We start from the raw sequence: 26,030 nt of genomic DNA, 5'->3' as shown, positions 1-26,030 counted from the left end.
CCCTACCACAAGGCATGAGGCCCATCCGACTACTGCGGAGGATTGAGGCCAATCCTCCCTACCACAAGGCATGAGGCCCATCCGACTACCACGGAGGATTGAGGCCAATCCTCCCTACCGAAGCCTCACAAAAATCAAACTCCCTCGAGTTTGATGCGCCAGTCCTCGGGGATCACGACAGGCTTCCCCTTTTCGTCGACCCGGACCGTCTTCATCCCCCCTTTTGCCACGTCCTGACCACGATGCAAAAGATGGAAGCTCCATCGCACCGAGGTGCTCCCCACCTTTTCCGGTATCAAGATCACTTCCACCTCATCCCCCATACCCACAGGAGCAAAATAATCACACTCGACATGAACCCGAGGCCAGCCACCACCATCCAGCACAGGAAGTTTCAGCTCGGCTAACAGGGTATGCTCCGCCTCTTCCACATAGCAGAAGAGACGGGAAAAATGCACCCGGCCACCAGCATCGGTGTCCGCAAACGCAACGCGCCGCTCGTAGAGGTAAGCCATCGGAAATCAGGGGGGGGGAAATCCGCTAGCTCAGTTGCTTAACCAGCAAGCTGGCATTGTGACCACCAAAGCCGAACGAGTTGCTCAAGGCAGCTGTCACTTCAGTCTCACGGGCCACATTCGCGCAGTAATCGAGATCACATTCTGGATCCTGATTCTCCAAGTTGATGGTTGGTGGAATCACATTGTCACGGATCGCCATCAAACAAGCGGAAAGCTCCAATCCACCGGCAGCACCAAGCAGGTGTCCGGTCATTGATTTCGTGGAGCTGACAACCAAACCGTCCTTGGCATGATTTCCAAAGCTCGCTTTAACAGCCTTGGTTTCGCCAATATCTCCCTGAGGAGTCGACGTTCCGTGGGCGTTCACATACTGAACTTCCTCCGGGTTCATCTGAGCGTGCTTCATGGCCATATTCATGCAGCGGGAGGCACCAGCACCATCCGGGTGCGGCTGCGTCATGTGGTGAGCATCACCACTGACCCCGTAACCCACGATTTCAGCATAAATCTTCGCGCCACGCTTCACGGCGTGTTCGTAGTCTTCGACCACCATCATTCCGGCACCTTCACCCATTACAAAACCATCCCGGCCCGTATCAAACGGACGTGATGCGCGCTCAGGCTCGTCATTGCGGGTGCTCAACGCTTTCATATTACCGAATCCGGCAAGCCCCATGGGAAGAATCGATGCCTCGGCTCCACCGGCGATAATGGCATCGGCATCGCCGAATTTAATCATCCGCCATGCTTCACCGATATTGTGGTTGGCTGTGGCACAAGCGGTCACAATCGTCATATTGGGTCCGCCGTATCCATATTCCATGGAAAGCAAGCCACTGGCGATGTTGGAAATCATCATCGGGATGACAAATGGAGAAACGCGACCGGGGCCACGCTGAACCAACTTGGCGTGCTCACGCTCAAGCGTTCCCAAACCACCGATACCGCTCCCCACCATGACGCCAATCCGATCGCGATCGAGATCAGCATAATCCTCAAGTCCTGAGTCATTGATCGCCATCTTGGATGCAGCCACTCCGAATTGGGTGTAGCGGTCACAACGACGTGCGTCCTTGGGTGTGTTGAAAAAAGGTGCAGCTTCAAAGCCGCGCACTTCCCCGGCAATCTTGGTACTGTATGGCTCGGGATCGAGCAAGGTGATCGGTCCAATACCGCTCTTACCTTCCTTGAGTCCAGCCCAAGTGCTCTCCAAATCATTTCCGAGAGGGCTCAAAACCCCCACGCCTGTAATTACTACTCTGCGATCGTTCATAGGAATGTGCCGTTGCATTTGGCTGGGCGCATTATCCAATACAATCACCCAAGTGCAAGCACCATCTGCGAGTCAGTTTGCCCGATGCTCACCGTATTTTCTACTGATTTACACCCCGGATCACCCCAAACGGCGAGAACGCCCCCGTTCGTTGGAGCGCCCGCACTCCGGACAGCGCGGCCCCCGGCTCCTGCTCCGGTCGTGATACAGATACCCGCACACACGGCAGATCACAATATGCCGGCGGGCTTGCCTCTGCGATGCTCTCCGTTGCAACGAACCCGCAACCGTGTAGAACCCAACCATCAGGATCGGCACACAAATCATCCACAGGATGAATTCTTCCATGGTCAAATCAATCATTCCTGCCGCGCTTTGATTTCAACTTCCAAGACCCCTATGTGCCCGCCCGGCTCCCGAGAGGCAAGGAAGGGAGTCCTGCGTAACCATGCCGCCAACCACTTTTGTTTCGCTGTCGGTTTGGCCACCTCCATATTGCCGCCGGAAAGAGGCAAACACCCACGGACCACACCTCGAGCGTCCACCCCGATCAAAAAGCGAAACGATTGCCCAAACCACTCGTCTGCAATCAAATCTCTGGGCAAAGGTAATGGCCCCGCCGGAATTACTGACTGTAACGAGGCATCCGCTGACATTTCCGCACTCAGCACAAGGTCCTGAAGGTCAGGATGCCGGACTTCAGGCTCCGACCCATCGACCTCATCTGCAATCAAACCATCAAATAATGAAGCCCCACGCACAACCACCGATGGCAATGCAGTCGAAGGCAACGGTTCCGGAACCTCTGCCAGAGCGGGCCGATAATCCCAAACCCGCCCTTCCAAAGCCATCGCAGCCGAGCCAATCCGTCCCATGGTTTCCACATCCTGGGCCGGGTCCCAACGGAGAGGAAAAGGCGACCGTTCCTCGATCTGCAACATCAACGACGCACAGTATGGATTCCCCTCATTCAGCAATACCACATCTCCCGTGCGCTTGGTCAACAAGGGGGAACGCAAGCCCTCGACTCTCAGGGCATATACCGCAAAAGAAAAAAAGCCGGCACTCAAAAGAAAAGCATACACCTTGCTCGCATGGTGCCTCTTCGCGCCGCGCCAACGAAACACCAGACCAGCACCCCGGTCTCGCTTTTGTTTCTTATGGCGAAGAAAAAACATAATTGTCAATATCTGGAGGGCAGCCCCTCACTTCCCGGCTGGACGTCCGACCAAGCCGCAGTTCAAACCCATCTTCTGAATCCGGATAATCACTTCCTTTTCCACCCCACTCGGCACCCCGACATCCGACCTGACCACAGCCGTCGTAATCGACTTTCCACCTTCGGCCTGAAGCACGCGCTTGATTTCACGTTCCAGCTGATCCATTTCAACCTGCTTTTTATTGACCCACATTGGTGTTTGCTCACCTGCCCCCAGAGTAATCACTACCGGGTTATCCATCTGATCATAGCGCCACGGAGACTCGTGCACCGTCACCTCCATGCCCGCCTGACGGACAAACGAGGAACCAAGCAAGGGAAACATCAACACCAATGCCAGCAAATCCACACCGGGGAGAACATGCAAGAACCCCGGCTTCGATGGCAATGTCATCTCCAGCTTCATGATCAACTCAAACGATCGCTATTTCTTGCTCTGTTTTTTCGCCACAACGTCATCCGCCTCATCCCGAAAGGAAACGATATCCCCCTGCTCACGTGCATCACAAATAATATTCACCATCTCAATGCCAGTGCGCTCAATCCGATGCACCATCCGCTTCACCCGCCCGTAGAAAAAAAGATAAAACAAAAACACCGCAACTGAGATCGCCAAGCCGAGCCCGCTGGTCACCAATGCCTGATACACCCCACGCGACATCGCCGACGCCGAAGAAAAGCCCTTGTCCTCGCTCATCTCCATAAAAAACATCACCAGACTACTGATGGTCCCCAACATCCCAACCAAGGGGGCAACCAAGGCAATCCCATACAATCCCCGCAAATTACGCTCCATGCGCGGCACTTCCAACTGCCCCGCTTCCTGAGCCACATCCCGCAAATCCCGGCGCGGCAAATTCTTACGCATCAACACAGCATGCGCCACACGGGCTGCTGGCCCCGGTGCCCGCGCCGCCTCATGCAAGGCCTCGGCAAAGGCCCCCTTACGCACATGATTGGCCAAACCCAAAAGTAAATCGCCGACATTGATTCGAACCTTCTGGAAAAAAAAGATCCTCTCCAGGATCAAAAACATACTGACAAATGCCAGCACACCCAGCACATACACAAATGGTCCTCCGTCATCTACCAGCTCCAACATCGCGACGCATCCTAAACCCGCCCCCGATAAATGCCAATTTCCAAATTAGTCTAATTTAATGGCTCTCTGCTGACAGAACAACGGATGAATCATGCTTGCACGATCATCATTCCCGGGTAATTTCCCGCCCGATGAGCACTCAAACCACATCCCCTGCCGTCCAAGCCGCCTGGAAAACCATCGAAGAATGGATCACCCGCGTCCATACCAAGGATATCCCCCAGGTTGTTGCACTCTACAGCCCCAAAGACTGCGCCTTCTGGGGCACCTTCGGTGACCACCTGCGCCAAAGCCAGGAAGAAGTCAAAACCTACTTCGACTCGTTTCTCGATTGTGAATCCATCTCCTGCCGAATCCTCGAATGCGCTGGCCGGGAACTCACCCCCGAAGTCGTCAGCTTCAGTGGAACCTACGCGTTTGACATCGTCAAACAAGCGGGTGAACCCAAGCAAGTGGCCATCGGCCGCTTTACCTACACGGTGAGACTCGACCCCGACACCCAGCAGTGGCTACTGGTCGAACACCACTCGTCCCTGATGCCTGAAAACGGCTATTAATTTCCAACCCCGGGAAAAACCGGCGAAGGTTCTCGACCCAGCTCAACGCGCAACGCGAAAAGCTTGAATCTTCGCCAGTCCCGACTAAGACTGCGCCGCGTGAGCTTCGTGGACACATTCAATGCGGGAAAAGCATCCCCGCTGCTAAAAAAATTCGAGCAACTTATCGCCCCTAAATCGGGTGCCGAGCTCGAATCCATGGCCGTCCGCAGTCAATCCCTGACCCGCAAGCATTTCGGGAAAACCATCAGACTCTACGCGCCACTCTACGTTTCCAACGAGTGCGTCAACAACTGCAGCTACTGCGGGTTTTCAAGGGACAACCCGATCTTACGCACCACCCTGACCATCCCCCAAGTGGTCAAGGAAGCCAGACATCTGCACGCACTCGGGTTCCGCAATATTCTACTCGTCGCCGGCGAACACCCGAAGTTTGTCTCCGACGGCTACCTGCAAGCCTGCATCGATGCCATCAAATCCTTTATCCCGACGGTTGCCATCGAAGTCGGCCCGATGGAAGACCACCAATACGGAGAACTCGTCGAGCATGGAGCAGAAGGCCTGATCGTCTACCAGGAAACCTATCACCGGGAAACGTATGCCCAACTCCACACCGCAGGCCCGAAAAAGAACTTCGACTGGCGGTTGGAATGCCCGGAGCGTGCCTACGCCGGGGGCTTTCGCCGGATTGGGATCGGCGCCTTGTTCGGGCTCGCGGATTGGAAGCGTGAAGCACTCGCACTCGCCAGCCACCTCGAATACCTCTACAAACATTGCTGGAAAGCCTCCTTCAACGTCTCCTTCCCAAGAATGCGCCCCTACGCTGGCAACTACCAATACCAGGCCGACCCATCACTGATCCTCAACGACCGCCAATTCGTTCAGCTCCTCTGCGCATTCCGAATCTGTTTCCCGCAAGTGGGCCTGGTCGTCAGCACCCGGGAGCCTGCCGAACTTCGCGATGCCCTACTGCCACTCGGCGTCACCCACATGTCCGCAGGATCCCAAACCGATCCCGGTGGCTATACCGGCGCCGGAACCGACGACCTCCACCTGACCGTCAAAGGCCGCCGGGTGGAACTCGACTCCCCATGCACCACAAAACAGCAACGGGCGACCGAACAATTCACCATCGATGACAACCGCAGCCCGCAAGCCATCGCTGAGCTCATTCGCAGTCACGGCTACGACCCCGTATGGAAAGACTGGGACCACGGCATCCTCAACTCCTGAATCTCATCCAAAGCAATGATCACCTTGACTATCAATGGCCAGGAACAGCGGGTCGCCAAAAATCTCAACGTCAAAGAGCTGCTAACCATCCTATCACTGGAAGACAAACCCGTGGTCGTCGAACTCAACCGCAAGGCTCTCTTTCCACGGGAATACGCAAACACCCCCGTCGGCGATCAGGACCAACTTGAGATCATCACCATCGCCGCTGGAGGATAGACACCGACTAACGAACACTCATGGTGGATGGCAGCTCTGGCTCTCCACCCAACAGGTCAAGAAACACCGGCATCATCATCCGATAGAGTGAATTCTTTCCTCCCATCGAAAGCTGATTCATCACCAACTCGGAAGCATCCTCACTTCCAGCCGGAGTGCAACGGTCAATGACATGACCCTCAGCATCCAGCTTTTGCTGCAAATAAGCCGACCCGGGCTCACGGCTGACCGAAACAAGGCAGTCGGCACAAGAAACTTCGATTAGACGAATGGGTGGGCCCTCAGGATGAAGTTCGATCACCGCCGTAACATCCACACCCTCACGGCTTTCAAAATAATAGTGGTCGTCCGGAGAACTGGCCATCAAGCCGAGGTCCATGCTTCGCTGCCATCCAGTGCATGCGGCCATCCATGCCAAGAGCTGCAGCGCGGCGACGCGGTGCTTCGGATGGGCCACGATGCGCACCCGGTTCATCCGTTCAGCGGCCCGCATCGCCAGCGGGTCATCGAACAGGCCGGCGATGGCATAGCGAATGTGGTAACTCCTGGTCCACTCGATGTCCATCGGCTGCAAGGTCTCAACCTCCTCCATCACCTGCTCAATACAACGGAAAGACTCCAAGGGAGACTTCCAATCGGAGCTATCAAAAATAAAGCGGTCAATCAGACTGTACAGCCGCTCACCAAAAATCGGAGACAACTCCCCCTGCCACCAAAAAACGAGGGGCAAGTCGCTATTGAGGTGGGCAAATACGGTGTTGCGCAGTCGCCCCGTCGCCTTACCGGTCAGCTGAAATGCAATCTGCTCACAACAAACGCTTTTTCTACCCTGGGACAAATGACAGTGCGCCGTGACCCAGGCACGGATCGAAGCCTCGGAAGCCTCGCGGTCAATCCCGATCAACAAGGCGCGACAAGCATGTTCACGGGTGATTGCCTGAACCACTTCCGAGTTCCGGATAATCGCCCCATCCGCCTCGGAATACACCGCCAGATTAATCAAGGAAGCATTGGTGCTGGCTTTGTCGGCCTCCCATAACAAATGCAACTCCTTGTCGATTGAAGCAATGGGAACCTCTTTCCCCAATGCCAAACTATACTCGTCTTGAACAGATTCTTGCATCATCATCCCTTCTCTTACAACCTTCTCCACTTACGCCCGTCACGAGCTAACAAATCATCAGCATCCTTTGGTCCCCAAGTCCCGGCAACGTATTCGGACATCTTCAGCGGCCGCTTGACCTCATGCCAGGCACGCTCAATGTGATCGATAAATTTCCAGGCTTCCTCCACTTCATCACGGCGCGCAAAAAGAGTGGCATCGCCAGCCATCGAATCCAACAGGAGGCGTTCGTAGGCTTCCGGACTTCCTTTACCAAAGCTGGTTGAATAGTGGAAATCCATCTTCACGGGTTCCATACGCAGGCTCGACCCCGGGATTTTGGAAACCATACGTAGTGAAATCCCTTCGTCGGGCTGAATCCGGATCACCAAGACATTCCCACCCGGAACTCCACCGGACAGAGCATTAAACAACACCGTGGGTGGCTCCTTAAAGTGAATCGATATCTCCGTCGCTTTTTTAGGCAACTGCTTGCCCATGCGCACATAAAAGGGCACCCCGCTCCAACGCCAGGTGTCGACCAAGATTTTCAAGGCCACATAAGACTCGGTCATCGATTCTGGATCCACCCGGTCTTCTTCACGGTATCCCACCACATTTTCGCCATCGACATGGCCCGCAACATACTGGGCACGCACCACATTTTGTTCCACAAGCTCAGGGGTATCCCACTGCCGTAAGGAGCGCAGCACCTTGACTTTTTCATCCCGCACCCCATCTGCGCTGAGATCGGTTGGCGGTTCCATTGCCACGAGGCTGAGCAACTGCAACAAGTGGTTCTGCACCATATCGCGTAAGGCTCCGGCCTTATCGTAATAGCCGCCCCGGCCACCTTCCATACCCAGATTTTCCGAGCAAGTGATTTGAATGTGGTCGATGGATCGGTTATTCCACAGGGGTTCGAAAATGGCATTGGCAAAACGCAGCACCATGATGTTCTGAGCGGTTTCCTTCCCAAGGTAATGGTCGATCCGGTAGGTATCCTTTTCTTCAAAGGTTCGGTTGACCACCCGGTTGAGATGTTGGGCTGTCGGCAGATCCGTGCCAAATGGTTTTTCCACAATCACCCTGGCCCAACAACCTTCTCCACAGTTGCATTGATTCAAGCCCGCCTGCTTCAGGTTCTCGAGGATATCATCAAAAAAAGACGGGGAACTGGCGATGTAAAACAAGCGGCTACCATGGCCACCGCGCTCACGGTCAATTGCATCAAGCGTCTCCGACAAGCGCCGGTAACCATCAAGATCCAAAAACTCACTTTGGTGGTAATGCACGTTCTGCGCAAACTCCGCCCAAATCGCCTCGTCATGCCCACTGCGGGACACCTTTTTATTCAGCTTTTCCAAGCCCTGGCGAAATTCCTCATCGCTCTTCTCTCTGCGGGCAAAACCAATCATCTTCACCCCCGCAGGCAAAGCCCCTTCAACCTGCAAATTGTAGAGAGCCGGCACCAACTTGCGATGGGTCAGGTCTCCGGTTGCGCCAAAGATCACTACCGTGCAAGGCTCCGGGCGAGATCGCGACACCAAATCTTTTCTAAATGGATTTTTCATAAGCAGCAACCTGCCTGACCCGCAAGTCACCACGGTGATGAACCAAACGCCAATCGACAGGACGGCAATATAACAGTGAAACCACCCCGATCAAGACAAACGGATGTCAGTTTACCCACTTCCCAGATTCTGACCAGGATCGAACAACTCAAGGCCATGCCACCCGGACACTCACCGGATAGTGATCGGATGGGTAAACGCCCTCACGCTCATCATAACAGATCTCAGCAGCCAGCGGTTTCAGTTCACGGGAAACAAACACATGATCAATTTTTGCCATCCCCTCCCGTTGGCCCGCCCACCCATGATAGGTTCGTCGGTTTTTACAGTCAGGGTGTAGTTGTTGAAAAACATCCACCAGGGGGGACGCCCACTTTTCAGGACCACGACCACCGTCCAAGGGGACCGACTCCCCCAGCAGATAACGAATCGCCGGGTTCTTCTCCACCACATTAAAATCCCCCATCAGCACCACCGGATCCTGTGGGGACTTCCGGGATGCCATCCTCCGGGCAATCAATCTGGCCGCCTGCTCCCGTGATCCTTGATGCCGATGGTCCCAATGCGTATTAAACACATACAGCCCTCGTCCCGAACGCTGATCAACCAATCGCAGCCAAGTACACATCCGTGTGATGCCATTCCCCCACGACCGGGAGCCCGGGTCTTGCGGGGTGTCAGACAACCAAAAGTGGCCACAATCTTCCTTATCAATCCGGAAGCGGTCTTTGCGGTAAAACACAGACACGTGTTCACCTCTCCGTTTTCCGTCGTCACGCCCAACACCGAACACGGCATAATCGGGCAGCTTCTTTTGCAAATCATCCAACTGGCCGGAAAGCGCCTCCTGCACCCCCATCACATCCGGGGACATCCGGTGAACAAGCTCGACAGCCAAAGGGAAGCGCTTCTTCCAATGCCGAGTTCCACCATCAGCATCGGTCTGATACCGCACGTTGAAAGAAAGCAATTGCAGCCCACCCGACTCTTTTGTTTCCGCCTGAACCAGACCAGGCACCATAGAAACCACCAAAACAACCAACACACTCACTGCGTTACTCCCCCATGCACACAATCGATGAATAGCCGTAATCATGAACCAAGCCATAAACGACATCGAAACTCGCAGCAAACAAAAGAAACCTGTCCCCTGAAGAGATGTCAATCGAATGAGTTTTCCCAAGTATTAAAAACATTCTTCGCATCCCATCGCTTTCCTGCAAGCAATGCTCCCAATGTTCACGTATAGTGAGTCGTGATGAAACGGCGATTTTTCAAACCCCTCCTCATCGGACTTTGCCTTGTGTTCCTCTCGGCCATCTCATTCACGGCCTACCTCGGTAGGCAACTTGCGAGCCCGGAAAGGAGGGAACTCCAAGACTACCACCAGCAGTGGATCCAACAACAGGCTCAACACAGCATTCATATTCAGGACGGTTTACTCGTCAACGAACAGATCCCCTACCTCCTGGTCACCCCCTCCACCAATGCTCCACTCTCAGAACGAGCCCGCATCATTCGGGAACAAGTTCAACAACACGAGATCACCCTCCCTGCCATAGGTGAAGTGACTGGCACCGTCGTCCTGCTCCATGGACGCAACGGCAGGAAAGAAGACCTCCTTCCAGTGGCCGAACGCTTTTGCGCCCTCGGACTGAGGTGCCTCATCCCGGATCTACCAGCCCACGGTGAAAGCCCGGTGGAAACCGTCCAATTCGGACTCGCCGAACTTGAACAAGACCTGCCACGCGAACTCCTCATCGAATGCGCCAAGCATCACCAATTCAACCCCGAACCCAGTGCCCTCTGGGGAATTTCCATGGGGGGATGTTTTGCCACACGCTCCGCCGCCAATAACAAACAACCCCAGTGGCAGTCGTTAGTCATTGTCAGCTCCTTCGATCGACTCGACACCGTGATCAAACACCAAAGTCACTCATCGATCCTGAACGACTGGGTCTCTTACTTCAGCGAACTAAGCAACGGGGCGGACCCAGCCAAAGTCACACCGGCCGTCTGGGCCCAATCGGTATCCATCCCCGTTCTGGTTGCCCACGGAAGCGACGATGCTCTGATTCCCATGTCATCCGGCCGCAAACTTTACGATAGTTTCCCATCCAACGATAAAAAATGGATCGAAGTTCCGGGTGGAGATCACGACAATGTGCTCATCACTCCGATGCCCCTCTACGCAGAAATGGGAGTCTGGATCCTTAAGCATCTCTCGCCCCCCCAGCAAGAACCTGAAGCATCCTCCGCTCCGTGATCCAGCCTTTGGGAAACACTCGCGCCTCCGGGGCTAACACCCCTTCCCCATCTGCTACTTCCCCATCTGCTACTTCCCCATCTGCTACTTCCCCATCTGCTACTTCCCCATCTGCTACTTCCCCGTCTACTACTTTTTCCGTGGGCGGACTGCCCCCCAGTAGCTGGCCTCGTCTATGAGCTGCTTTTCTTTTTCCAACAAGCGCTTTTTCATCAACTGAACCCGCTCCGGTTGCTCTCCGGCCCGATCAAACCGCTCATGAAGATCCTCTTCGACATTAAACAACAACGGTGTTTTTTCACTCGCCTTGAACCCATACTGATTGCCCGTTTGGGACCCCGTCCGGATATGCAGTTTCCATGGTCCCATCCGAATAGCGGATGGCTTATTGTCTGAATACGAATACAAAAATTCAAACGGCTCCACCTCTCGTTTCGTGCCAAGGAGGTAAGGGCTGATATCCCGGCCATCGATACTACGGTCATCCGGCACGGCAGCCCCGCTCAGTTTCATCAAGGTTGGGAACACATCCATGGTGCTCGCAGGTTCGCGCACCACCGAGTGGGCGTCAATCACTCCGGGCCAGGAAAAAATCCCCGGAATCCGGTGTCCCCCTTCCCACGTGGATCCCTTGCCATCGCGAAACGGCCAGGCATAGCCGACGTGCATCCGGGCCTCTCCATACTTCGTCTTCTTGGCATTCCTGAACATCACCCAAGGGCCATTATCAGAAGAATAAATCACCAGCGTGTTTTTCCGAATCCCCTCGTCTTCCAGAGCCTTCAGAACCCGCCCAACCGAATCATCCAATTCAGCCATCACATCGCCTAACAAACCACGTTTGGACACCCCTTTGAATTTATCACTGGCAAACAAACCCAAGTGGGGCTGGTTGTGCGCAATATACGCAAAAAACGGTTTGTCCTTGTTTTGCTTGATAAAAGAAACTGCCGCATCCGTGTAGCGACCGGTGAGTGACTCCGACGCCTTGATATCCGACGGCAGGTTTTTCGCCAGCGTGCGGTATCCTTTGACCGGAGCATCCCCCTGAGGGTCACTCTGCAGTAGCATGGCATTACCATAGTCGTGTGACACATTGGTTCCCACCCATTGGTCAAATCCATGCGCAAGCGGCAAGGTATCCTGCGACATCCCATTCGCCTTGTTCGGTGAACCCAGATGCCACTTGCCAAACATCCCGGTGGCATAGCCCCGGTCCTTCAGAGCCTCGGCAATGGTGACTTCCTTGGTATGAATGTGACGTTTCGACCCTGGCCCGATCACCCAACTACCCAAACCGGAGCGTCCGGGGTAACGGCCGGTCAACAAGGCATATCGCGATGCCGAACAAGCGGCCGTACTGACATAAAACTGGGTAAAGTTGACTCCCTCCTGGGCGAGTTTGGTAATATTCGGCGTTGCAATCACCGGGTTTCCATTGTGCTCGTAGTCTCCATAGCCGCTGTCATCGACAAAAAAGATAATCACATTCGGCCTGTCCAAGGCCTCACGAGCATCCACGGACAACACGCAACACGCGATCAGTAGAAAAGCCGCTTTGATAACCCTGTTCTTCAATGTCTGAGAAATCATGTGTGTCGATACGGCACGAGCCGATCAATTATTACACTCAACTTTCCATGGTCCGTCCCGTCGTCCGCCAGACCCGCGCGCCCAATAGCAGGGCCGCGGTTCCCAGACCGAATGCCAGCCCCCACCAAATACCGTGGGCACCCAGTCCCGCTCCAAATGCCAGATAAGCACTCAAGGGGACCGCTACCCCCCAATAGGCAAAGATCCCCAACCAGGCGGGAACCACCACATCCCCCATGCCCCGTAAAGCAGATGAGGAAATCACCTGGGACCCATCAACCATCTGAAACACCCCGGCAATCACCAATAAGCCGGTGGCCAGCTCAATCACCTCAGGCTCCATCACAATCTGCCCGGCCAACCAGCGACCAAACAAGATAAAGACCGTCATCGACACCCCGGTGAAAAGCAAACCATACGCCCAACCTCCTAACAAAATACGACGCAGGCGAACACGCCGTTCCCATCCCGAGGTTCCGGCAGAGGCCTCACCCATGCGAACCGTGATCGCCATGGCCACCCCCAAAGGCACCATAAACGACACCGAGGCACAGGTCAGCGCGACCTGGTGAGCAGCCAGGGCAATCACCCCCAAACTTCCCATCATCAAGGAAGCCGCAGCAAACGACCCCACCTCGGCTAACAACTGCAAACCGATGGGAACCCCCAGTTTCAACAAGGTCGAGAACTCCCCTTGTTTCCACCGTCCCCACCATCGTTTGGGAGCCCATTCCACCACCGCCGGCGATCGCATCAACCATAGGTAGAGAGCCCCAACCACCGCCGTTCTGGCAAGCAAGGTCGCCCAGCCCGCACCTTCAAGGCCAAGCGCGGGAGAACCTAGATTTCCATAAATAAAAATCCAGTTGAGTAGCACATTCAAGGCAACTCCGGACAGTAAAATCCCAAATGGCACCCAGGGCCGGTTCAAGGCATCCCCGTAGTTTTTCCACCCCATCGATATCATGGCGGGCACCAATGAGATCGCAGCCAACAGCAAGTACCGGGGAACCTCCTCAACCACCTGGCCGGGTTGGCCAAAACGATCGAGAAAAGGTATGGTTGCGAGGATCAAGACCACCACCAGCAAGCCATAACCAGCAGCCAGCCACGTGCCATGCCGCAAGGCATGTTTAACGTCATCATGCTGCTTCGCTCCACGCCCCTGGGCTACCCGGATCGACACCGAAGTGAGCAAGCCGACACCAAAGAGAAAAGGAACCATCAGTAAAGTGTTGGCAAAGGTCGAGGCGGCCAAGGGCACCACACCAACACGACCAATCATCACCGTGTCGGCCACCCCCATCAACATTTGCCCCACTTGCCCGGCAATCAAGGGCAAGGCTAACAAAATGGTCGCTCTGGCCTCTACCCAAAACGAGCCAAAAGCCGGACCTTGTCCAGTCGCTGCCTTACCTTCCCCTCTGTTCACCCTCTTCTGATACCCCATGATCATCAACAATCAAGAGTAAGTCACTAAGGATTTCACCTCACTTGCTAAGTCCGTTTCTCGTCGATCTAAGCTCATTCTCCAGCGCATACTTCGGATCAGGATAAGGCTACGGGTGATTTTTCCATCGCCGTGGCAGAGGTTCTGACCTTACAATAGCGGCTCCGACGCATATGTCATCGCGCTATTTCCAACTCCAGTTTCTGGTCCTGATTCTCGCCTTCACCGCCATCCTGGGTCGGCTGATCACCCTACCCGCTCCCTTGTTGGTTCTCTGGAGGACCGCTCTGGCGGCCATCATCATGTTCATCTGGCTGGCCGCCTCCCGCCGAGCCCCCTTGACCATGCCTCGTAAAAAGATGCTCAGTGCCTGCGGCGTCGGCATCATCCTGGGGCTGCACTGGATGACCTTTTTTGGTAGTATCCAACTGGCGAACATCTCCGTCTGCCTGGCCGGCATGGCAAGCACCTCGCTTTTTACCGCTCTGAGCGAACCACTTCTCGACCGACGTAAGCCATGCTGGAAAGAAATCCTTCTGGGACTCATGATTGTCCCCGGGCTGGCGATGGTAGCTGGAGCTTCATGGGACCACGCCGCAGGACTCGGCTGCGCGCTCGTCTCCGCATTTCTTGCCTCCCTCTTTCCGGTCCTCAACCGAAAACTCACGCTCGCAGGGCAAGCACCACAAACCATCACCCTCTACGAGCTTATTTCCGCCTGCGGCACCTGCCTGATTGCGGTGCTCTGCATCGGTGATCTGAGGATCAGCCAGATGCCAAGCTCCAGCGACTGGCTCTGGTTACTGATCCTATCAGGCGTATGCACCGTCTGGGCCTTTTCCTTTCATATCCACTTGCTCCGCTATTTCACCGCCTTCACCACCAATCTGGCGGTCAATTTCGAGCCGGTCTACGGGATTCTACTGGCCGCCTTGCTGTTCCAGGAATACCACGAACTCAATCCGATGTTTTACTTCGGAGCACTCTGCATCATCGCGGCCAACATCCTGCACGTCTTTATTGGCAAAAAAACGCCGGAAAGCGGCGCAGGTGAACTTCCGCTCAACAAGTAGTTAGAGCTGTCGACGCTCACCATTCCGGAACAGCAGCCAAAGGAAAAACGGTCCACCAAGTAAAGCCGTCACCACGCCCACAGGAATCTCTGCCGAGTCCGTCACACTGCGCGCCACCGTATCACAGAGGGTAAGGAACACCCCTCCGAACAAGGCAGCACAAGGAACCAGAATCCGATGATTGGCCCCTACGATCAATCGACAGATATGCGGGGCCATAATGCCGACAAAACCGATCGGGCCACACACGGTGATAATCCCGGCCACCATCAGCGACACAGCAAAAAATAAGACCACCCGAACTTGCTCGACATTCACCCCGCGGCTCGCAGCCAGATCATCACTCACCGTCAACAAATTCAACTCCCGGCGCAACACCATCGCAATCAAGGCACCACTACCAACAAAGGGAAACACCTGCAGCACCGAGTCGGCATCCGCCCGACCCATGTCTCCCATCAGCCAGTGAATCACCCGGAAGGAGTTGCCAGCATCCATCAGATACTGCAGCAGCATAATCAGACTGGAGAAAAAGAAGCTGATCGCCACCCCGCCGAGCAACATCGTCATCGGTGATAGTTTTCCCGAGGCCTTGGCAATACCATACAACAGAACGATCGATAACATGGCTCCCAACAAAGCAGCCAATGAAACACCCGAGACCCCGAGCAACGAAAAACTAATCCCCAGATGCACCCATAGCGCCACCCCGAACGATGCCCCACCTGCAACCCCCAGGGTAAAAGGAGTCGCCAGCGGGTTACGAAACATCGCTTGAAAAACCACACCTCCTAAGGAAAGCCCGACTCCAGCTAAAAAAGAAAGCAAGACCCGAGGCACCCGGATTTGCCAAAAAATAATGGCATCAAGGTCAGAGCTCCCCGGTTTCGACAACACCGAACTATCCAAGGAATGACTACCCACCCAGGGAGCCCCCATCAAAGTGGCAGCCACCAAGAGTAGCAACACCGCGGCAATCACCTTCTGGGAACGTAGCAACATCAAACGCTCTCCTTTCTAGCCGCCGGGATCACAATCGGATCTCCAGTCACCGGGTGAGGATGAAGGGAAAAGTCCACCCCAAACACCAAGCGCAGGTTCTCCGGAGTCATAAACGCAGCAGGGGTGCCGTCAAACACCACCCTGCCATCAGACATGCCCAACATGCGGTCGTAATCCATCGCCGCCCAGTTCAAGTCGTGCGTCACGGCCAGCACCGTCACGCCTTGTCTCCTCCCGATTTCACATAAAATATGGTGGATCTCCTCACGCTGGCGTGGGTCGAGATGCGCCGACGGTTCATCGAGAACCAGCACGGGGGCCTGCTGGGCCAGGGCCGCGGCAATACACGCTTTTTGGCGTTCCCCACCACTTAACGTGGATAAAGTTCGCCGGGCAAAGGATTCCATTCCGATCTGCTGCAAGGCATCCATCGCGATGCGCAAGCCTTCCTGATCGCCCTGCCCCATCCCCCCTTCGTGGGCATACCGGCCCATCATCACAAAGTCCAGAACCGTAAAAGGCACACTCGCTTCAAGCAACTGGGGAACATACGCAAGCTTGCGAGCCAACTCGAGTCGTGAATAGCCAGGCATACCGCGGCCATCAATTTCCATCTCACCCCGCTCTGGTTTTAGCAAGCCTAGCAAACACTTCAGCAAGGTCGTCTTCCCCGCGCCATTGGCTCCAACGATCGCCACCCGCTCACCTTTACCCACCGAAAACGACACGTCTTTGAGCAGTCGGGATTTCCCGATGCTGAGCGACAGGTTGTTGGTCTTAATGATTGGGCTCGTCATAATCGTGGGACAGGTTTGCAAGCTGTCGGCAGAATCAGTTCTTTCTCTCTACTTCATTCCTATTTGTTGTTCAGTCTATCAAAAGTCTTCAAATTTGTCTTAATTCGGATGGATGGCCTCTGCCATGGCATCCAAGGTCTTCAAAAACCTAGGCCCTGGAATCAAATGCTGATTACCGGCAATGATCACAACCCGTCGATTTTTCACCGCATTCAACTCACCAAAGGCATACCACTGCTTCAACAACTGGCGCTCCTTGTATTTTTCATAGGTTTCATCCCGAACCAGATCAATGATCACATCCGGATTCAAATGCAAGAGCTTCTCCCGTGACAAAACCGGATAGGCGATGTCCCCCTGATAGGCGTTCACTCCACCGGCAATTTCGATCAATTCCCGGTGAAATCCACCACTCCCTGCTGCGATCACCCTGTCGGGCCGTGGCGAATCCGGATCTCGCTCAATGCAAACCAAGACCCGTGGATGCTCCTTGTCAGCATATCGATTGCGAATGCGATCGACGTGCTCCTGCATGCGGTCGGCCTTCGCCATTGCCTCCGGCCCCTTGCCGCAGGCTTTGCCAATTTTTCGGAACGACTGAATAATGCCGTCCACACTCGCATGCTCGGCACTGATTGTGCGTATCCCCAACTGATCAAATTTCCCTTGGAGACTGTGTTGGCTATCCACCATCACCACGCAATCGGGCTGCAAGGTGACCAATCGTTCAAAATCCACATCGACAAAGCCCGCGATCTTAGGCTTCTCCATGGCCTCCGGCGGGTAGGTACAGTAGCGAGATACTCCCACCACGCGCTCACCCAAGCCCAACTCATAAAGAACCTCCACCGTGCTCGGAGCCAATCCAACAAGTCGCTGCGGATCGGAGGATGAGACACTTGCCGTTTCAGCAGCCTCCGATTGGCTCACCGCGGGAGCCAAACAAAGCCTCGCCCAGTAACTACCAACAAACATCAATACCACCAAGGCGGACACCATTATGGCACCTGCACTTGGTTTGGTTCTGACGGGGGAATGATTCATGGCAGTCGCGAATGGCCATTGAATACCAAGGATACGCTAACAAGCAACTATCTCTTTTTGCAGCCACTCGACGGTTTGTAAAAAACTGGGCCCTTCCTGAATCATATTTCGCCCACAATCCACGGTGGACACAATCACCGGAGTGGATGCGTTCCACCCTCGCTCCGCGACCAAGGCCGCTGGATCCACCAAATATTCAGGTTCATGGAAAAACAAATGAATATCCGGCCGCATCCGGGCCACTTCTTCAAAATCAGGGGTGAAATATCCTTCGGCCCGATTCCCAAAAAGTAAGTCCCCTCCCGCCATCTCGACCAAATCCTGGATAAAGGTCATACCTCCGACAGCACGCATATGCCTTCCCAGCCAAAGCTCCACGTAGATTTTCGGACGAGTCCCTCGATTCGCCGCTTGCAAGCGCTGCGCCTGTGCCAACATCTCAGCCGACAAAATCCTCGATTTTTCCAACTCATCCAAGACCCCGCCGAGAATTCGATTATTCTCGAGCATCCCGAAGAAGCTATGAGGCAAGGGAAGCACATAGACTGGCAGCCCCTCTTTCGCCAACTTCCGGCCTAACTTCAACTGAATCCCGGAGGTGATCAGGATCAGGTCGGGCTGAAGTGCCTTCAACTGTTCCAAATCACAGTTCAAGTACTGGCCCACAACCGGGGCGTTCAGATCCGGAATGTAACGCTCACAATATTCAGACACACCGACCACTCGATCGATCATGCCCATCCGGTCCATGGCTTCACTCGCCGATGACACCAGACTAACCACGCGCTGTGGTGCTCCCGACAATTCAAATGAATAATCGAGTAATTCAACGTGCACTTTCTTCTTCATATTTTTTGATAGTAGGACAAGTTTGTAACTTGTCGACAGGCTTTGTGATCCATCAGAGAATGGTGTTGGCTCACGAGAGAATCGAAATAGGCTGGATTGATCTGATTTCTGGAAGTCGGCCTAGCATTCCTTACAAGTTGCAAACTTGTCCTACGTTGGGAAGAGATCACCCGGAACCACTCGAATGATCTCTCCATACTCCCAGGCATCAAACCATGCTCATGCCTGGGAGGAATCTCAACCAGAGATTCAAATTGGGGCCATTACCAGCTGAGGGTAATGCCACCGAAGAAACCGATTCCGCGTCCGGGGTAAACACTCCCGTATCCGTTGTAGTATTCGTAATGTTCGTCGAACAGGTTCTCAACGCGGGCATTAAAGGCCAGGTTCTCATTTACCTCATAATTGCCATACAGGTTGATCAGGGTGTAGGAATCCATCGTATTACCACCGTAACTGCGGGAATCCAGATAGCTTGCCGTCACCCCGGCATTGAGTTGATCACTGATCCGCCCATGCAGGCGAAGCCCCAGGGAGTTCTCAGGAATATCCACCAGAGCCCGGTCCAGCCAGGTGTAACTCAGATAAACACTCAATCGTTGATCAAGAAAATGAGCCTCAGCCGAAGCTTCGATACCACTGGTTTCGGTCACGCCATCTGCATTTTCATAACTACCGGGTTGAATCAAATTCCAATTGTTATCATAAACAGGAGGAACACTGGTAATAGCATCCTCGATTCGATTACCAAAGTAAGTCACTCCGATCTTATACTGACCATCACAAAACGGCTGCTCCACTCCAAAGTCCCAACCAAGTGACTCCTCGGGGTCAAGCTCACTGTAGAATCCTGCCCCATATCCATACATCTCAGTGAATGCAGGAAGGCGGAAACCATGCCCAACACTGGCTCGAACGATCGAGTCGGTTTGAGACACCGTGTAAGCAGAAGCAACACGCCAGGTGACCACATCGTCATCGTATCCATTTTTGCCATCATCGTCGTAGTTCTCCCACCGGGCACCACCGCTGACGTTGAATTGTTCAGTCACATCCCAAATATGATTCACATACAATCCATACTGGGTCCGGGTGCGATCATCCGCCGACCCAAAACTGTTCGCGTAGGAAAAATCGGAATCTTCGTAAACGAGGCCGGCTACCGTGGTGTGTTGGTCATTCCACTTCACGGTGTTATCCCAGTAAGCAGCGTATTTGGTGATGTCTTCATCATTGAGATACGGCACAACCGGACCATTGGGGTTGGGGGCAAGACTCTCAAATTCGGAATCTTGATCGTAAACACCCAAGGTCAACTTGCTGACCCATTGATCATTCACTTCATACTCGGCAAACAAAGTGCCCAAGTTATAGGTCAAATCCGTTTCATCCGGACCCGAATAATACCGTCCGACTTGAGGCCCTTGATAGGTAGAATCGGCACCTCGCCAGGTCAGGCCAACATTCAGGCAAGGGTTGACGACATAGTCCAAGCGCAAGGCATAAGAAAATGAATCAAAATCATTATGATCCAGATCATTCTCTGTGGTTTCGTAGCCAAGCCCCAAGGAATACGAAAAGTCTCCCTCGGACCCCTGCATGCTAAGAATGGAATTCCACGAGTTGAACGATCCACCTTCAACAAACAGATCGCCGTGATAAGGTCCTTCTCCCTTTTCTGAGTAGATACCGATGACCCCTCCAATGGAGTCACCACCGTAGAGTGCCCCTTGAGGCCCACGTAATACCTCTACGTTAGACAAGCCACCCAGATTGTTATTTCCAAGAAATTGTTTAATCCCAACAGCAGAGGTATTCGCATCGCTAATGCGCATACCATCAACGACGACGTGCGCATGAGCGGTCCGGGTTCCCCGGAAATAAACGTCAGAGGTAGAACCTCTCTGGCCGCCCACCGAATCGGAGACAACACCTGGCACAAATTTCAGAGCCTCGTCAAGATTTCGGACTCCCTGGGTTTCCAACAAGCCCACATCGAGCACCGTCACCGAGTTCCCCACTTTGGCCAATTCGGTTTCAACCCGGTTGGCCATCACAGTGGTAGGAGCCAAAAACTCTTCCTTCGGCTTCGATTTCACCTCGGCTTCTGCCCGGTCTTGACTTTGTTGGACATCCTGAGCGGCAGACACGCCGAAACTCGCCAACAATACACTGCCCGCTGCAAATCCGCGCAGGCCCGTCATTTCTGCACTCTTCAAGAGTGCGCATTTTCTGTTCATTTGGAATGGTGGTTCGTTGCCTGTTTCACGCAGGCGCTGGATCCATCTTCCCAAGGCTGGTTTTCTGACTTTTCCCTCGTATACTCGATACGAGACAATTCACAGTGGCGGAACCGCTTCGGAATCCCTTGATTGCTCAAAGTCACCGAATTTCCCATCTATTTCCTGCCCGTGCCACGGGCATCCCTGGAAGAGTCGAGCCACCTTCAGCAGATGGCCGACGGCGCGAAACTAGGGAGCAAGATTGAAATAGCAAGCCGATTGCTGAAACAATCACAATACGCACAGGTTAAGAGCGATTCTGCATGACTGCCCTCATTGCACAATTTCGCCCTTCATCCTTGCAGGCGTCCGCTAGAATCGCTTTAGTTGGTGAAGATCCATGCACGCACTCATCGACCGACTTGCCGAAAAGGCATTTGAATCCGGGGCCACCGACCTGTTCCTCTCTGAGGGGGAAGTCCCCAGGATCCGCTTGGACAATGTCATCACCCCGCTCGACCACCCAGCAGTCCCGCGGGAAACCATGGAAACCTTCTGGCGAAGCTGCCATGCAGACCCCGAAACAACCACGGAAAAAGACATCAGCCACGTGATCCCCGAAGGCAAACGCCTACGCGTTAACCTCTACCGTTCACTCGGGCTGCTCGCCGCCGTACTACGCCCGATCAAAAATGAAATCCCGAGCCTGACCGAACTCGGACTCCCGGAAAACCTCATCACCCAATGGTTCAACCAAAACGCCGGATTCATTCTCGTCACCGGCCCAACCGGATCGGGAAAATCCACCACCGTCGCTTCCGCTCTCCAATGGGTCAACCATCACTTGACCAAACACATTGTCACCATCGAAGACCCGATCGAATATCTGTTTGCCAATCAACACAGCTACTTTTCCCAACGAGAACTACACGCCGACACCCCATCGTTTGGTTCCGCATTGCGTGCATCCATGAGACAAAGTCCGGACATCATCTTCGTCGGTGAAATTCGTGATGAAGAAACAGCCAAAGTTTGTTTGCAGGCCGCAGAAACCGGCCACCTGGTCGTCGCCACCTTGCATAGCTCCGGTGTAACAGACAGTCTGGAGCGCTTATCCAACCTGTTCCCAGCCGAAGAACGGAGCGGATTACTCAAGCTTCTCTCCCAACATCTAACAGGCATCCTATCCCAACAACTTCTACCCCGCAGCGAGGAGGGTCTTTTTCTTGCGATTGAGCACCTGCAAAACGAAGCAGGCACGCGCAAATGGATCGAAGAAGCCAATCTGGCCGAAATCTCCGACCACATGAACCGCGGGGATAATGCCGCCAATTGTTCCTTCGTGCGTTACCTCGTAGCGGCAAGCGAACAAGGGTTTATTTCTGCGGAAGTCGCGCGCAAGGCGTCACCGAACGCCCAGGACTTCGACCGTTTTCTGCGAGGCATCTCCTAACAAATCACCACACCTGATCACGAAGCAGCCATCATGAGCGAAGTTAAAAGCGTCACCGATTACCTCAGGATCACCGTCGAATACGGAGGTTCCGATTTACACCTATCCAGTGGAGCTCCACCCGCAGCCCGAATCGATGGTGTGCTCAAACCTCTGGAAACCTTCTGTCTCAATGACGAGGTCACCAAGTCCCTGATCATGGACACCCTCACCGAGTCGCAACGGGCCGAACTCGAACAAGACTGGGAGCTCGACTTCGCCATCCAGGTGGATGACATCGGCCGTTTCCGTGGCAACGCCCACTTCACCCGGGGGCATGTCGAGGCATCATTCCGCTACATCCCCACCGAGATCCCGAATCTGGCCGAACTCGGCCACTACCCGATCATCGAGCATATTTGCCAGCTGCGCAGAGGCTTGGTGCTGGTCACCGGCATCACCGGCTCAGGCAAATCCACGACCATGGCATCGATGATCAAACGCGTCTCTGAAACCCGCTCCGGAGTGATTATCACCATCGAAGACCCGATCGAGTTTGTCTACCCTCACATGTCCTGCCTGGTCAAACAACGGGAGGTTGGCAGCGATACCAAGTCGTTTCCCAAAGCGCTGCGCCAATCCTTGAGACAAGACCCCGATGTCATCGTTGTCTCCGAGCTCCGGGATCTCGAAACCATCCGGATCGCGCTCACCGCCGCCGAAACCGGCCACCTTGTCATCGCTACCCTCCACACCGTGGACGCCCCTCAGAGTATCGACCGACTTGTCGATGTGTTCCCTCCGGATCAGCAACAACAAATCGTCGCCCAACTCGCCAACGTTTGTGAAGCCATCGTCTCCCAACGGCTGATCCCGACAGCCAACGGCCAGGGGCGCGTGCTTGCTTCTGAAGTTCTCAGAATGAACCACGGGCTACGCACCTGCATCCGGGAACGAAAAATCGAACAGGTTGTCGGTTTGATGGAAATTGGTCAGGCCGAAGGTATGCACACCATCGACGAATGCCTCGCCCAACTGCTCGCAGCCAATCAAATCACGCAACAAGAAGCGATTTTCAATTGCCGGGACCGCAAGCGCTTCGAACCTACCAACAAAAAATAACGATCCACATCCATGTTTAACGCCAACCTACCAGCCAGCGAATACATCAAACAAGGCGTCCTTCTTGTCGTCGTCATTGCCGTCGCCCTCTTTGGCATCAAAAGCTGCCGAAAGTACCAGAAACAACGGCAACTTGTCATCGAGCTCAGCAACCATGCCAGCGAGTCCGCAGCCTATGAGCAATTTTATGCCGAATCCGCCCAACAAAACCTGCTTAAAGCGATGTCTGAAATCCACCAGGCTTCCTTGTTGGGGCTGACACCCAATGAGGTATTAGACAAAGTCATGCAAAAAGAAAAAGGCTTCTTTGCGGACGAAGAAAGTGGATCGGTCCCCATCCGGGAAAAACTCATCCGCGACACACTGCTGAGCAACTACGACCACTGCCATAAGCTTGGTATTTTCGACGACGACATCAACCTCGACTCACTTGCTGCAGGCGAACTCCCAACCATCACCAAAGGCCCGTCAGCCAACGAAACCGCCGTCATCCGAAATATCATCGATGCCAGCATCCTGCCCGGAGTTGAAAAACTGCTGCCCAACCTCGTCATCAGTCCACCACGAGACGAGAAGGCCACTGATACAGACACCCACTTCGCCAAAGCCAGAGCCAAGCAATTGTTGCAGTCACTGGCAGAAGCCAGCCTGATCGAACACAAAGACTACAAAAAAGTGATGGAACACTTCGAGGCGAGACAAAACAAGCTCCCCCCCATCCAGCCGGAAGCCGCCCCTAGTTCTTCTCTTTCGAAGGAGCGTTCTCCATCCCCATGAACCACTGCTTGAAAAAGGCCTCGGCTTCCAGCTTCGCCCGGTCCTGACCTTGCCCAAAAATCCCGCGATCGGCAGATGCCGGACGCTTCATCAGCGTGACCTGTTTGTCTAGCTTCGCCCCCCCTCTCTCAAGGTGAAGGGTCACCACATCGTCCGGCTGTTTTCCTGACACATAAGCTTGAAACGTATCCCGGGCATCGAAGCTCGCCTTTTTCTCCTTCAGCTCTGAAAAATCCAAGGCATCGATACCGACAATCACATCTCCTGGCTGAAGCCCTGCCTTCTGGGCAGGAGTGTTAGGCAGCACCTGTAACACCCGAATCGCAACCTGCCCGACCGGGTCCATCATGATCCCGACAAAACCTTTCCCCTTGCCAAATTTCCGTTGGATCGCCGACTGCTTCATCAGCGCATGACAGCGGGCTTTTACCTCAGGGTTATCCACCCCCTTCCACACTTGGTAAAGGATTTCGGGTGCTTGCTGACGGTGTTTTGCAGCCCACGATTTGAGCTCGCCGTAGGCTTGTTCCCGCTGCTCAAATTGATCCGAGGCCATTTGATTCAAAACCTCCGCCGACACCTTGAGCGCATCCTTGGGCGCATTCTTTGGAGTATCCTCGGCAGCATGCACCGCTCCCCAGCTCATCAAGGCAAGCAGCACCAAACGGAACACAGACAACTTCATCATCATGGCGGCCAAGCTACCTCAGCTCTCCGGGAATGCAACACTCCAGAAGCACCGATATGGATCTTATTGAAACTCCAAAGACAAATCCAGAGCCACCGCCGAGTGCGTAAGCGCGCCAACAGAAATAAAATCCACCCCTGTCCGGGCAATGCCCGCCATGGTCTCGAGATTCACCCCCCCACTGGCTTCCAACAATGGCTTCCGATCCGCGGCATCTCGCATGGCAACCGCCAGCTTCATCTGCTCGTTGCTCATGTTATCAAGCAAAAGATGATCCACACCATCGAGAGACAAAAACCCCTTCACCTGATCCAGCGTGTCCGCTTCCAATTCAACTTCCACATCCGGCTGGTCTTGCTTCAGCCGGTCAATCGCATCCTGCAAAGCCTCCAGTTTATTCTCTGCCACCAGATGATTATCTTTCACCATCGCCCGGTCATACAAACCCATGCGGTGATTGCTTCCACCACCTGCGACAACAGCAGCTTTCTCTATCGCTCTCCACCCTGGGGTCGTCTTGCGTGTATCCAGAACTCTGGCCACCGTCCCCTCGACCATGCGCACATACTCCGCGGTTTGGCTCGCGATGCCGGACAAGCGCTGCAAAAAATTCAGAGCGGTTCGTTCAGCCGTCAAGATGGAGCGTGCAGAGCCAGATATTTCCAACACGTGGTCACCGTAGGCAATCGGATCACCATCTTGCTTCAAGACCACCACATTCAAGGATGCATCAATCCGGGAAAACACCTCTTTGGCTACATCCAAGCCAGCGACCACGCCGTCCGCCTTGGCATAAATAGAGGATTCCGTTTGTTTATCCTCAGGGACAAAGTACTTCGAGGTCACATCCCCGGTGCCAATATCCTCCTGCAAGGCCAAATCGATCAACTGGTTCGTCACTGCGTCCATGTCCTGATC

Annotated in this window: 25 protein-coding genes and 1 riboswitch; of the genes, 8 read left to right on the top strand and 17 right to left on the bottom strand. The window is 54.2% G+C overall.

Going from position 1 to position 26,030, the window contains the following annotated elements; translation table 11 throughout:
* Positions 1–134: 134 nt before the first annotated feature.
* The 5 genes from HW115_RS14835 to HW115_RS14815 all read right to left on the bottom strand — a co-directional run bounded on the left by HW115_RS14835 (position 135) and on the right by HW115_RS14815 (position 4,112).
* On the bottom strand, positions 135–515 hold the full coding sequence (locus tag HW115_RS14835) for an acyl-CoA thioesterase (RefSeq protein ID WP_178933727.1): 381 nt from the start codon (positions 513–515) through the stop codon (positions 135–137).
* A gap of 25 nt (positions 516–540) precedes the next feature.
* Positions 541–1,791, bottom strand: a complete 1,251-nt coding sequence (gene fabF / locus HW115_RS14830) for a beta-ketoacyl-ACP synthase II (protein ID WP_178933726.1) — start codon at positions 1,789–1,791, stop codon at positions 541–543.
* Positions 1,792–2,150: 359 nt separating this feature from the next.
* Positions 2,151–2,969 (bottom strand): hypothetical protein, encoded by an 819-nt coding sequence (locus tag HW115_RS14825; RefSeq protein ID WP_178933725.1) that lies wholly within the window; start codon positions 2,967–2,969, stop codon positions 2,151–2,153.
* A 27-nt stretch (positions 2,970–2,996) separates the two neighbouring features.
* On the bottom strand, positions 2,997–3,416 hold the full coding sequence (locus HW115_RS14820; protein WP_178933724.1) for an ExbD/TolR family protein: 420 nt from the start codon (positions 3,414–3,416) through the stop codon (positions 2,997–2,999).
* 18 nt (positions 3,417–3,434) lie between these two features.
* Positions 3,435–4,112, bottom strand: a complete 678-nt coding sequence (locus HW115_RS14815; RefSeq protein ID WP_178933723.1) for a MotA/TolQ/ExbB proton channel family protein — start codon at positions 4,110–4,112, stop codon at positions 3,435–3,437.
* A gap of 131 nt (positions 4,113–4,243) precedes the next feature.
* Between HW115_RS14815 and HW115_RS14810 the strand changes: the two genes are divergently transcribed.
* From HW115_RS14810 to thiS, 3 genes are all read left to right on the top strand, one after another.
* A complete protein-coding gene (locus HW115_RS14810; RefSeq protein WP_178933722.1) occupies positions 4,244–4,669 on the top strand; it encodes a nuclear transport factor 2 family protein in 426 nt (141 codons plus the stop codon).
* Between the two features lie 99 nt (positions 4,670–4,768).
* Positions 4,769–5,902, top strand: coding sequence for a 2-iminoacetate synthase ThiH (thiH, locus tag HW115_RS14805; protein ID WP_178933721.1), 1,134 nt, complete (start codon positions 4,769–4,771; stop codon positions 5,900–5,902).
* Between the two features lie 15 nt (positions 5,903–5,917).
* A complete protein-coding gene (gene thiS / locus HW115_RS14800) occupies positions 5,918–6,121 on the top strand; it encodes a sulfur carrier protein ThiS (RefSeq protein WP_178933720.1) in 204 nt (67 codons plus the stop codon).
* A gap of 7 nt (positions 6,122–6,128) precedes the next feature.
* Here the strand turns inward: thiS and HW115_RS14795 are convergent, their stop codons facing one another.
* From HW115_RS14795 to HW115_RS14785, 3 genes are all read right to left on the bottom strand, one after another.
* On the bottom strand, positions 6,129–7,250 hold the full coding sequence (locus HW115_RS14795; protein WP_178933719.1) for a glucose-6-phosphate dehydrogenase assembly protein OpcA: 1,122 nt from the start codon (positions 7,248–7,250) through the stop codon (positions 6,129–6,131).
* An 8-nt stretch (positions 7,251–7,258) separates the two neighbouring features.
* Entirely contained in the window at positions 7,259–8,797 is a 1,539-nt protein-coding gene (gene zwf / locus HW115_RS14790; protein ID WP_178933718.1) for a glucose-6-phosphate dehydrogenase, read from the bottom strand.
* A 148-nt stretch (positions 8,798–8,945) separates the two neighbouring features.
* Positions 8,946–9,893, bottom strand: a complete 948-nt coding sequence (locus HW115_RS14785; protein ID WP_178933717.1) for an endonuclease/exonuclease/phosphatase family protein — start codon at positions 9,891–9,893, stop codon at positions 8,946–8,948.
* Between the two features lie 162 nt (positions 9,894–10,055).
* On the opposite strand from HW115_RS14785, the gene HW115_RS14780 reads away from it, so the two are divergent.
* Complete coding sequence (locus tag HW115_RS14780) at positions 10,056–11,063, top strand: alpha/beta hydrolase (protein WP_227021549.1); 1,008 nt, start codon at positions 10,056–10,058, stop codon at positions 11,061–11,063.
* 129 nt (positions 11,064–11,192) lie between these two features.
* Here the strand turns inward: HW115_RS14780 and HW115_RS14775 are convergent, their stop codons facing one another.
* Both HW115_RS14775 and HW115_RS14770 read right to left on the bottom strand, forming a co-directional pair.
* Complete coding sequence (locus HW115_RS14775) at positions 11,193–12,656, bottom strand: sulfatase family protein (protein WP_178933715.1); 1,464 nt, start codon at positions 12,654–12,656, stop codon at positions 11,193–11,195.
* Positions 12,657–12,693: 37 nt separating this feature from the next.
* Positions 12,694–14,106, bottom strand: coding sequence for an MATE family efflux transporter (locus HW115_RS14770; RefSeq protein WP_178933714.1), 1,413 nt, complete (start codon positions 14,104–14,106; stop codon positions 12,694–12,696).
* 173 nt (positions 14,107–14,279) lie between these two features.
* Between HW115_RS14770 and HW115_RS14765 the strand changes: the two genes are divergently transcribed.
* The gene (locus tag HW115_RS14765) at positions 14,280–15,179 is read left to right on the top strand and encodes a DMT family transporter (RefSeq protein WP_178933713.1); all 900 of its coding nucleotides are present in this window, start codon (positions 14,280–14,282) and stop codon (positions 15,177–15,179) included.
* On the opposite strand, the gene HW115_RS14760 is transcribed toward HW115_RS14765, so the two are convergent.
* The 5 genes from HW115_RS14760 to HW115_RS14740 all read right to left on the bottom strand — a co-directional run bounded on the left by HW115_RS14760 (position 15,180) and on the right by HW115_RS14740 (position 21,111).
* Positions 15,180–16,181 (bottom strand): FecCD family ABC transporter permease, encoded by a 1,002-nt coding sequence (locus tag HW115_RS14760; protein ID WP_178933712.1) that lies wholly within the window; start codon positions 16,179–16,181, stop codon positions 15,180–15,182. It lies immediately after the preceding gene.
* Positions 16,181–16,978 (bottom strand): ABC transporter ATP-binding protein, encoded by a 798-nt coding sequence (locus tag HW115_RS14755; protein WP_178933711.1) that lies wholly within the window; start codon positions 16,976–16,978, stop codon positions 16,181–16,183. The genes HW115_RS14760 and HW115_RS14755 overlap by 1 nt, the downstream gene beginning before the upstream one ends.
* Before the next feature lie 99 nt (positions 16,979–17,077).
* Positions 17,078–18,022: an ABC transporter substrate-binding protein gene (locus HW115_RS14750; protein ID WP_178933710.1), complete on the bottom strand. Its 945-nt coding sequence runs from the start codon at positions 18,020–18,022 to the stop codon at positions 17,078–17,080.
* Positions 18,023–18,058: 36 nt separating this feature from the next.
* Positions 18,059–18,871, bottom strand: a complete 813-nt coding sequence (locus tag HW115_RS14745) for an ABC transporter substrate-binding protein (RefSeq protein WP_178933709.1) — start codon at positions 18,869–18,871, stop codon at positions 18,059–18,061.
* 263 nt (positions 18,872–19,134) lie between these two features.
* Positions 19,135–21,111 (bottom strand): TonB-dependent receptor, encoded by a 1,977-nt coding sequence (locus HW115_RS14740; protein WP_178933708.1) that lies wholly within the window; start codon positions 21,109–21,111, stop codon positions 19,135–19,137.
* Positions 21,112–21,148: 37 nt separating this feature from the next.
* Positions 21,149–21,315, bottom strand: a riboswitch (cobalamin riboswitch).
* Between the two features lie 178 nt (positions 21,316–21,493).
* On the opposite strand from HW115_RS14740, the gene HW115_RS14735 reads away from it, so the two are divergent.
* From HW115_RS14735 to HW115_RS14725, 3 genes are read left to right on the top strand one after another with little or no spacing between them, the layout of a single operon-like run.
* Complete coding sequence (locus HW115_RS14735; protein ID WP_178933707.1) at positions 21,494–22,546, top strand: type IV pilus twitching motility protein PilT; 1,053 nt, start codon at positions 21,494–21,496, stop codon at positions 22,544–22,546.
* Between the two features lie 33 nt (positions 22,547–22,579).
* A complete protein-coding gene (locus HW115_RS14730; RefSeq protein ID WP_178933706.1) occupies positions 22,580–23,647 on the top strand; it encodes a type IV pilus twitching motility protein PilT in 1,068 nt (355 codons plus the stop codon).
* A 12-nt stretch (positions 23,648–23,659) separates the two neighbouring features.
* Positions 23,660–24,424 (top strand): hypothetical protein, encoded by a 765-nt coding sequence (locus HW115_RS14725; protein ID WP_178933705.1) that lies wholly within the window; start codon positions 23,660–23,662, stop codon positions 24,422–24,424.
* Here HW115_RS14725 and HW115_RS14720 read toward each other — a convergent pair.
* Positions 24,384–25,115, bottom strand: a complete 732-nt coding sequence (locus tag HW115_RS14720; protein WP_178933704.1) for a PDZ domain-containing protein — start codon at positions 25,113–25,115, stop codon at positions 24,384–24,386. The two genes, HW115_RS14725 and HW115_RS14720, sit on opposite strands and share 41 nt — an antisense overlap.
* 60 nt (positions 25,116–25,175) lie before the next feature.
* Positions 25,176–26,021, bottom strand: coding sequence for a carboxylating nicotinate-nucleotide diphosphorylase (gene nadC, locus HW115_RS14715; RefSeq protein WP_178933703.1), 846 nt, complete (start codon positions 26,019–26,021; stop codon positions 25,176–25,178).
* Between the last annotated feature and the right edge of the window lie 9 nt (positions 26,022–26,030).

It is taken from the genome of Oceaniferula marina, assembly GCF_013391475.1.
Taxonomy (GTDB): domain Bacteria; phylum Verrucomicrobiota; class Verrucomicrobiia; order Verrucomicrobiales; family Akkermansiaceae; genus Oceaniferula; species Oceaniferula marina.
Note: the sequence above shows the minus strand (reverse complement) of the source record. Positions and strands in the feature narration are given on the sequence as shown.

Coding starts and splice junctions, on each gene's coding strand:
- HW115_RS14815 (WP_178933723.1), bottom strand. CDS start 4,112: ATGTTGGAGCTGGTAGATGACGGAGGACCATTTGTGTATGTGCTGGGT.
- HW115_RS14740 (WP_178933708.1), bottom strand. CDS start 21,111: ATGAACAGAAAATGCGCACTCTTGAAGAGTGCAGAAATGACGGGCCTG.
- HW115_RS14810 (WP_178933722.1), top strand. CDS start 4,244: ATGAGCACTCAAACCACATCCCCTGCCGTCCAAGCCGCCTGGAAAACC.
- thiS (WP_178933720.1), top strand. CDS start 5,918: ATGATCACCTTGACTATCAATGGCCAGGAACAGCGGGTCGCCAAAAAT.
- zwf (WP_178933718.1), bottom strand. CDS start 8,797: ATGAAAAATCCATTTAGAAAAGATTTGGTGTCGCGATCTCGCCCGGAG.
- fabF (WP_178933726.1), bottom strand. CDS start 1,791: ATGAACGATCGCAGAGTAGTAATTACAGGCGTGGGGGTTTTGAGCCCT.
- HW115_RS14730 (WP_178933706.1), top strand. CDS start 22,580: ATGAGCGAAGTTAAAAGCGTCACCGATTACCTCAGGATCACCGTCGAA.
- HW115_RS14725 (WP_178933705.1), top strand. CDS start 23,660: ATGTTTAACGCCAACCTACCAGCCAGCGAATACATCAAACAAGGCGTC.
- HW115_RS14755 (WP_178933711.1), bottom strand. CDS start 16,978: ATGACGAGCCCAATCATTAAGACCAACAACCTGTCGCTCAGCATCGGG.
- HW115_RS14770 (WP_178933714.1), bottom strand. CDS start 14,106: ATGGGGTATCAGAAGAGGGTGAACAGAGGGGAAGGTAAGGCAGCGACT.
- HW115_RS14835 (WP_178933727.1), bottom strand. CDS start 515: ATGGCTTACCTCTACGAGCGGCGCGTTGCGTTTGCGGACACCGATGCT.
- HW115_RS14820 (WP_178933724.1), bottom strand. CDS start 3,416: ATGAAGCTGGAGATGACATTGCCATCGAAGCCGGGGTTCTTGCATGTT.
- HW115_RS14795 (WP_178933719.1), bottom strand. CDS start 7,250: ATGATGATGCAAGAATCTGTTCAAGACGAGTATAGTTTGGCATTGGGG.
- HW115_RS14750 (WP_178933710.1), bottom strand. CDS start 18,022: ATGAATCATTCCCCCGTCAGAACCAAACCAAGTGCAGGTGCCATAATG.
- HW115_RS14720 (WP_178933704.1), bottom strand. CDS start 25,115: ATGATGATGAAGTTGTCTGTGTTCCGTTTGGTGCTGCTTGCCTTGATG.
- HW115_RS14745 (WP_178933709.1), bottom strand. CDS start 18,871: ATGAAGAAGAAAGTGCACGTTGAATTACTCGATTATTCATTTGAATTG.
- HW115_RS14760 (WP_178933712.1), bottom strand. CDS start 16,181: ATGTTGCTACGTTCCCAGAAGGTGATTGCCGCGGTGTTGCTACTCTTG.
- HW115_RS14785 (WP_178933717.1), bottom strand. CDS start 9,893: ATGATTACGGCTATTCATCGATTGTGTGCATGGGGGAGTAACGCAGTG.
- nadC (WP_178933703.1), bottom strand. CDS start 26,021: ATGGACGCAGTGACGAACCAGTTGATCGATTTGGCCTTGCAGGAGGAT.
- HW115_RS14735 (WP_178933707.1), top strand. CDS start 21,494: ATGCACGCACTCATCGACCGACTTGCCGAAAAGGCATTTGAATCCGGG.
- HW115_RS14765 (WP_178933713.1), top strand. CDS start 14,280: ATGTCATCGCGCTATTTCCAACTCCAGTTTCTGGTCCTGATTCTCGCC.
- HW115_RS14825 (WP_178933725.1), bottom strand. CDS start 2,969: ATGTTTTTTCTTCGCCATAAGAAACAAAAGCGAGACCGGGGTGCTGGT.
- HW115_RS14780 (WP_227021549.1), top strand. CDS start 10,056: ATGAAACGGCGATTTTTCAAACCCCTCCTCATCGGACTTTGCCTTGTG.
- HW115_RS14775 (WP_178933715.1), bottom strand. CDS start 12,656: ATGATTTCTCAGACATTGAAGAACAGGGTTATCAAAGCGGCTTTTCTA.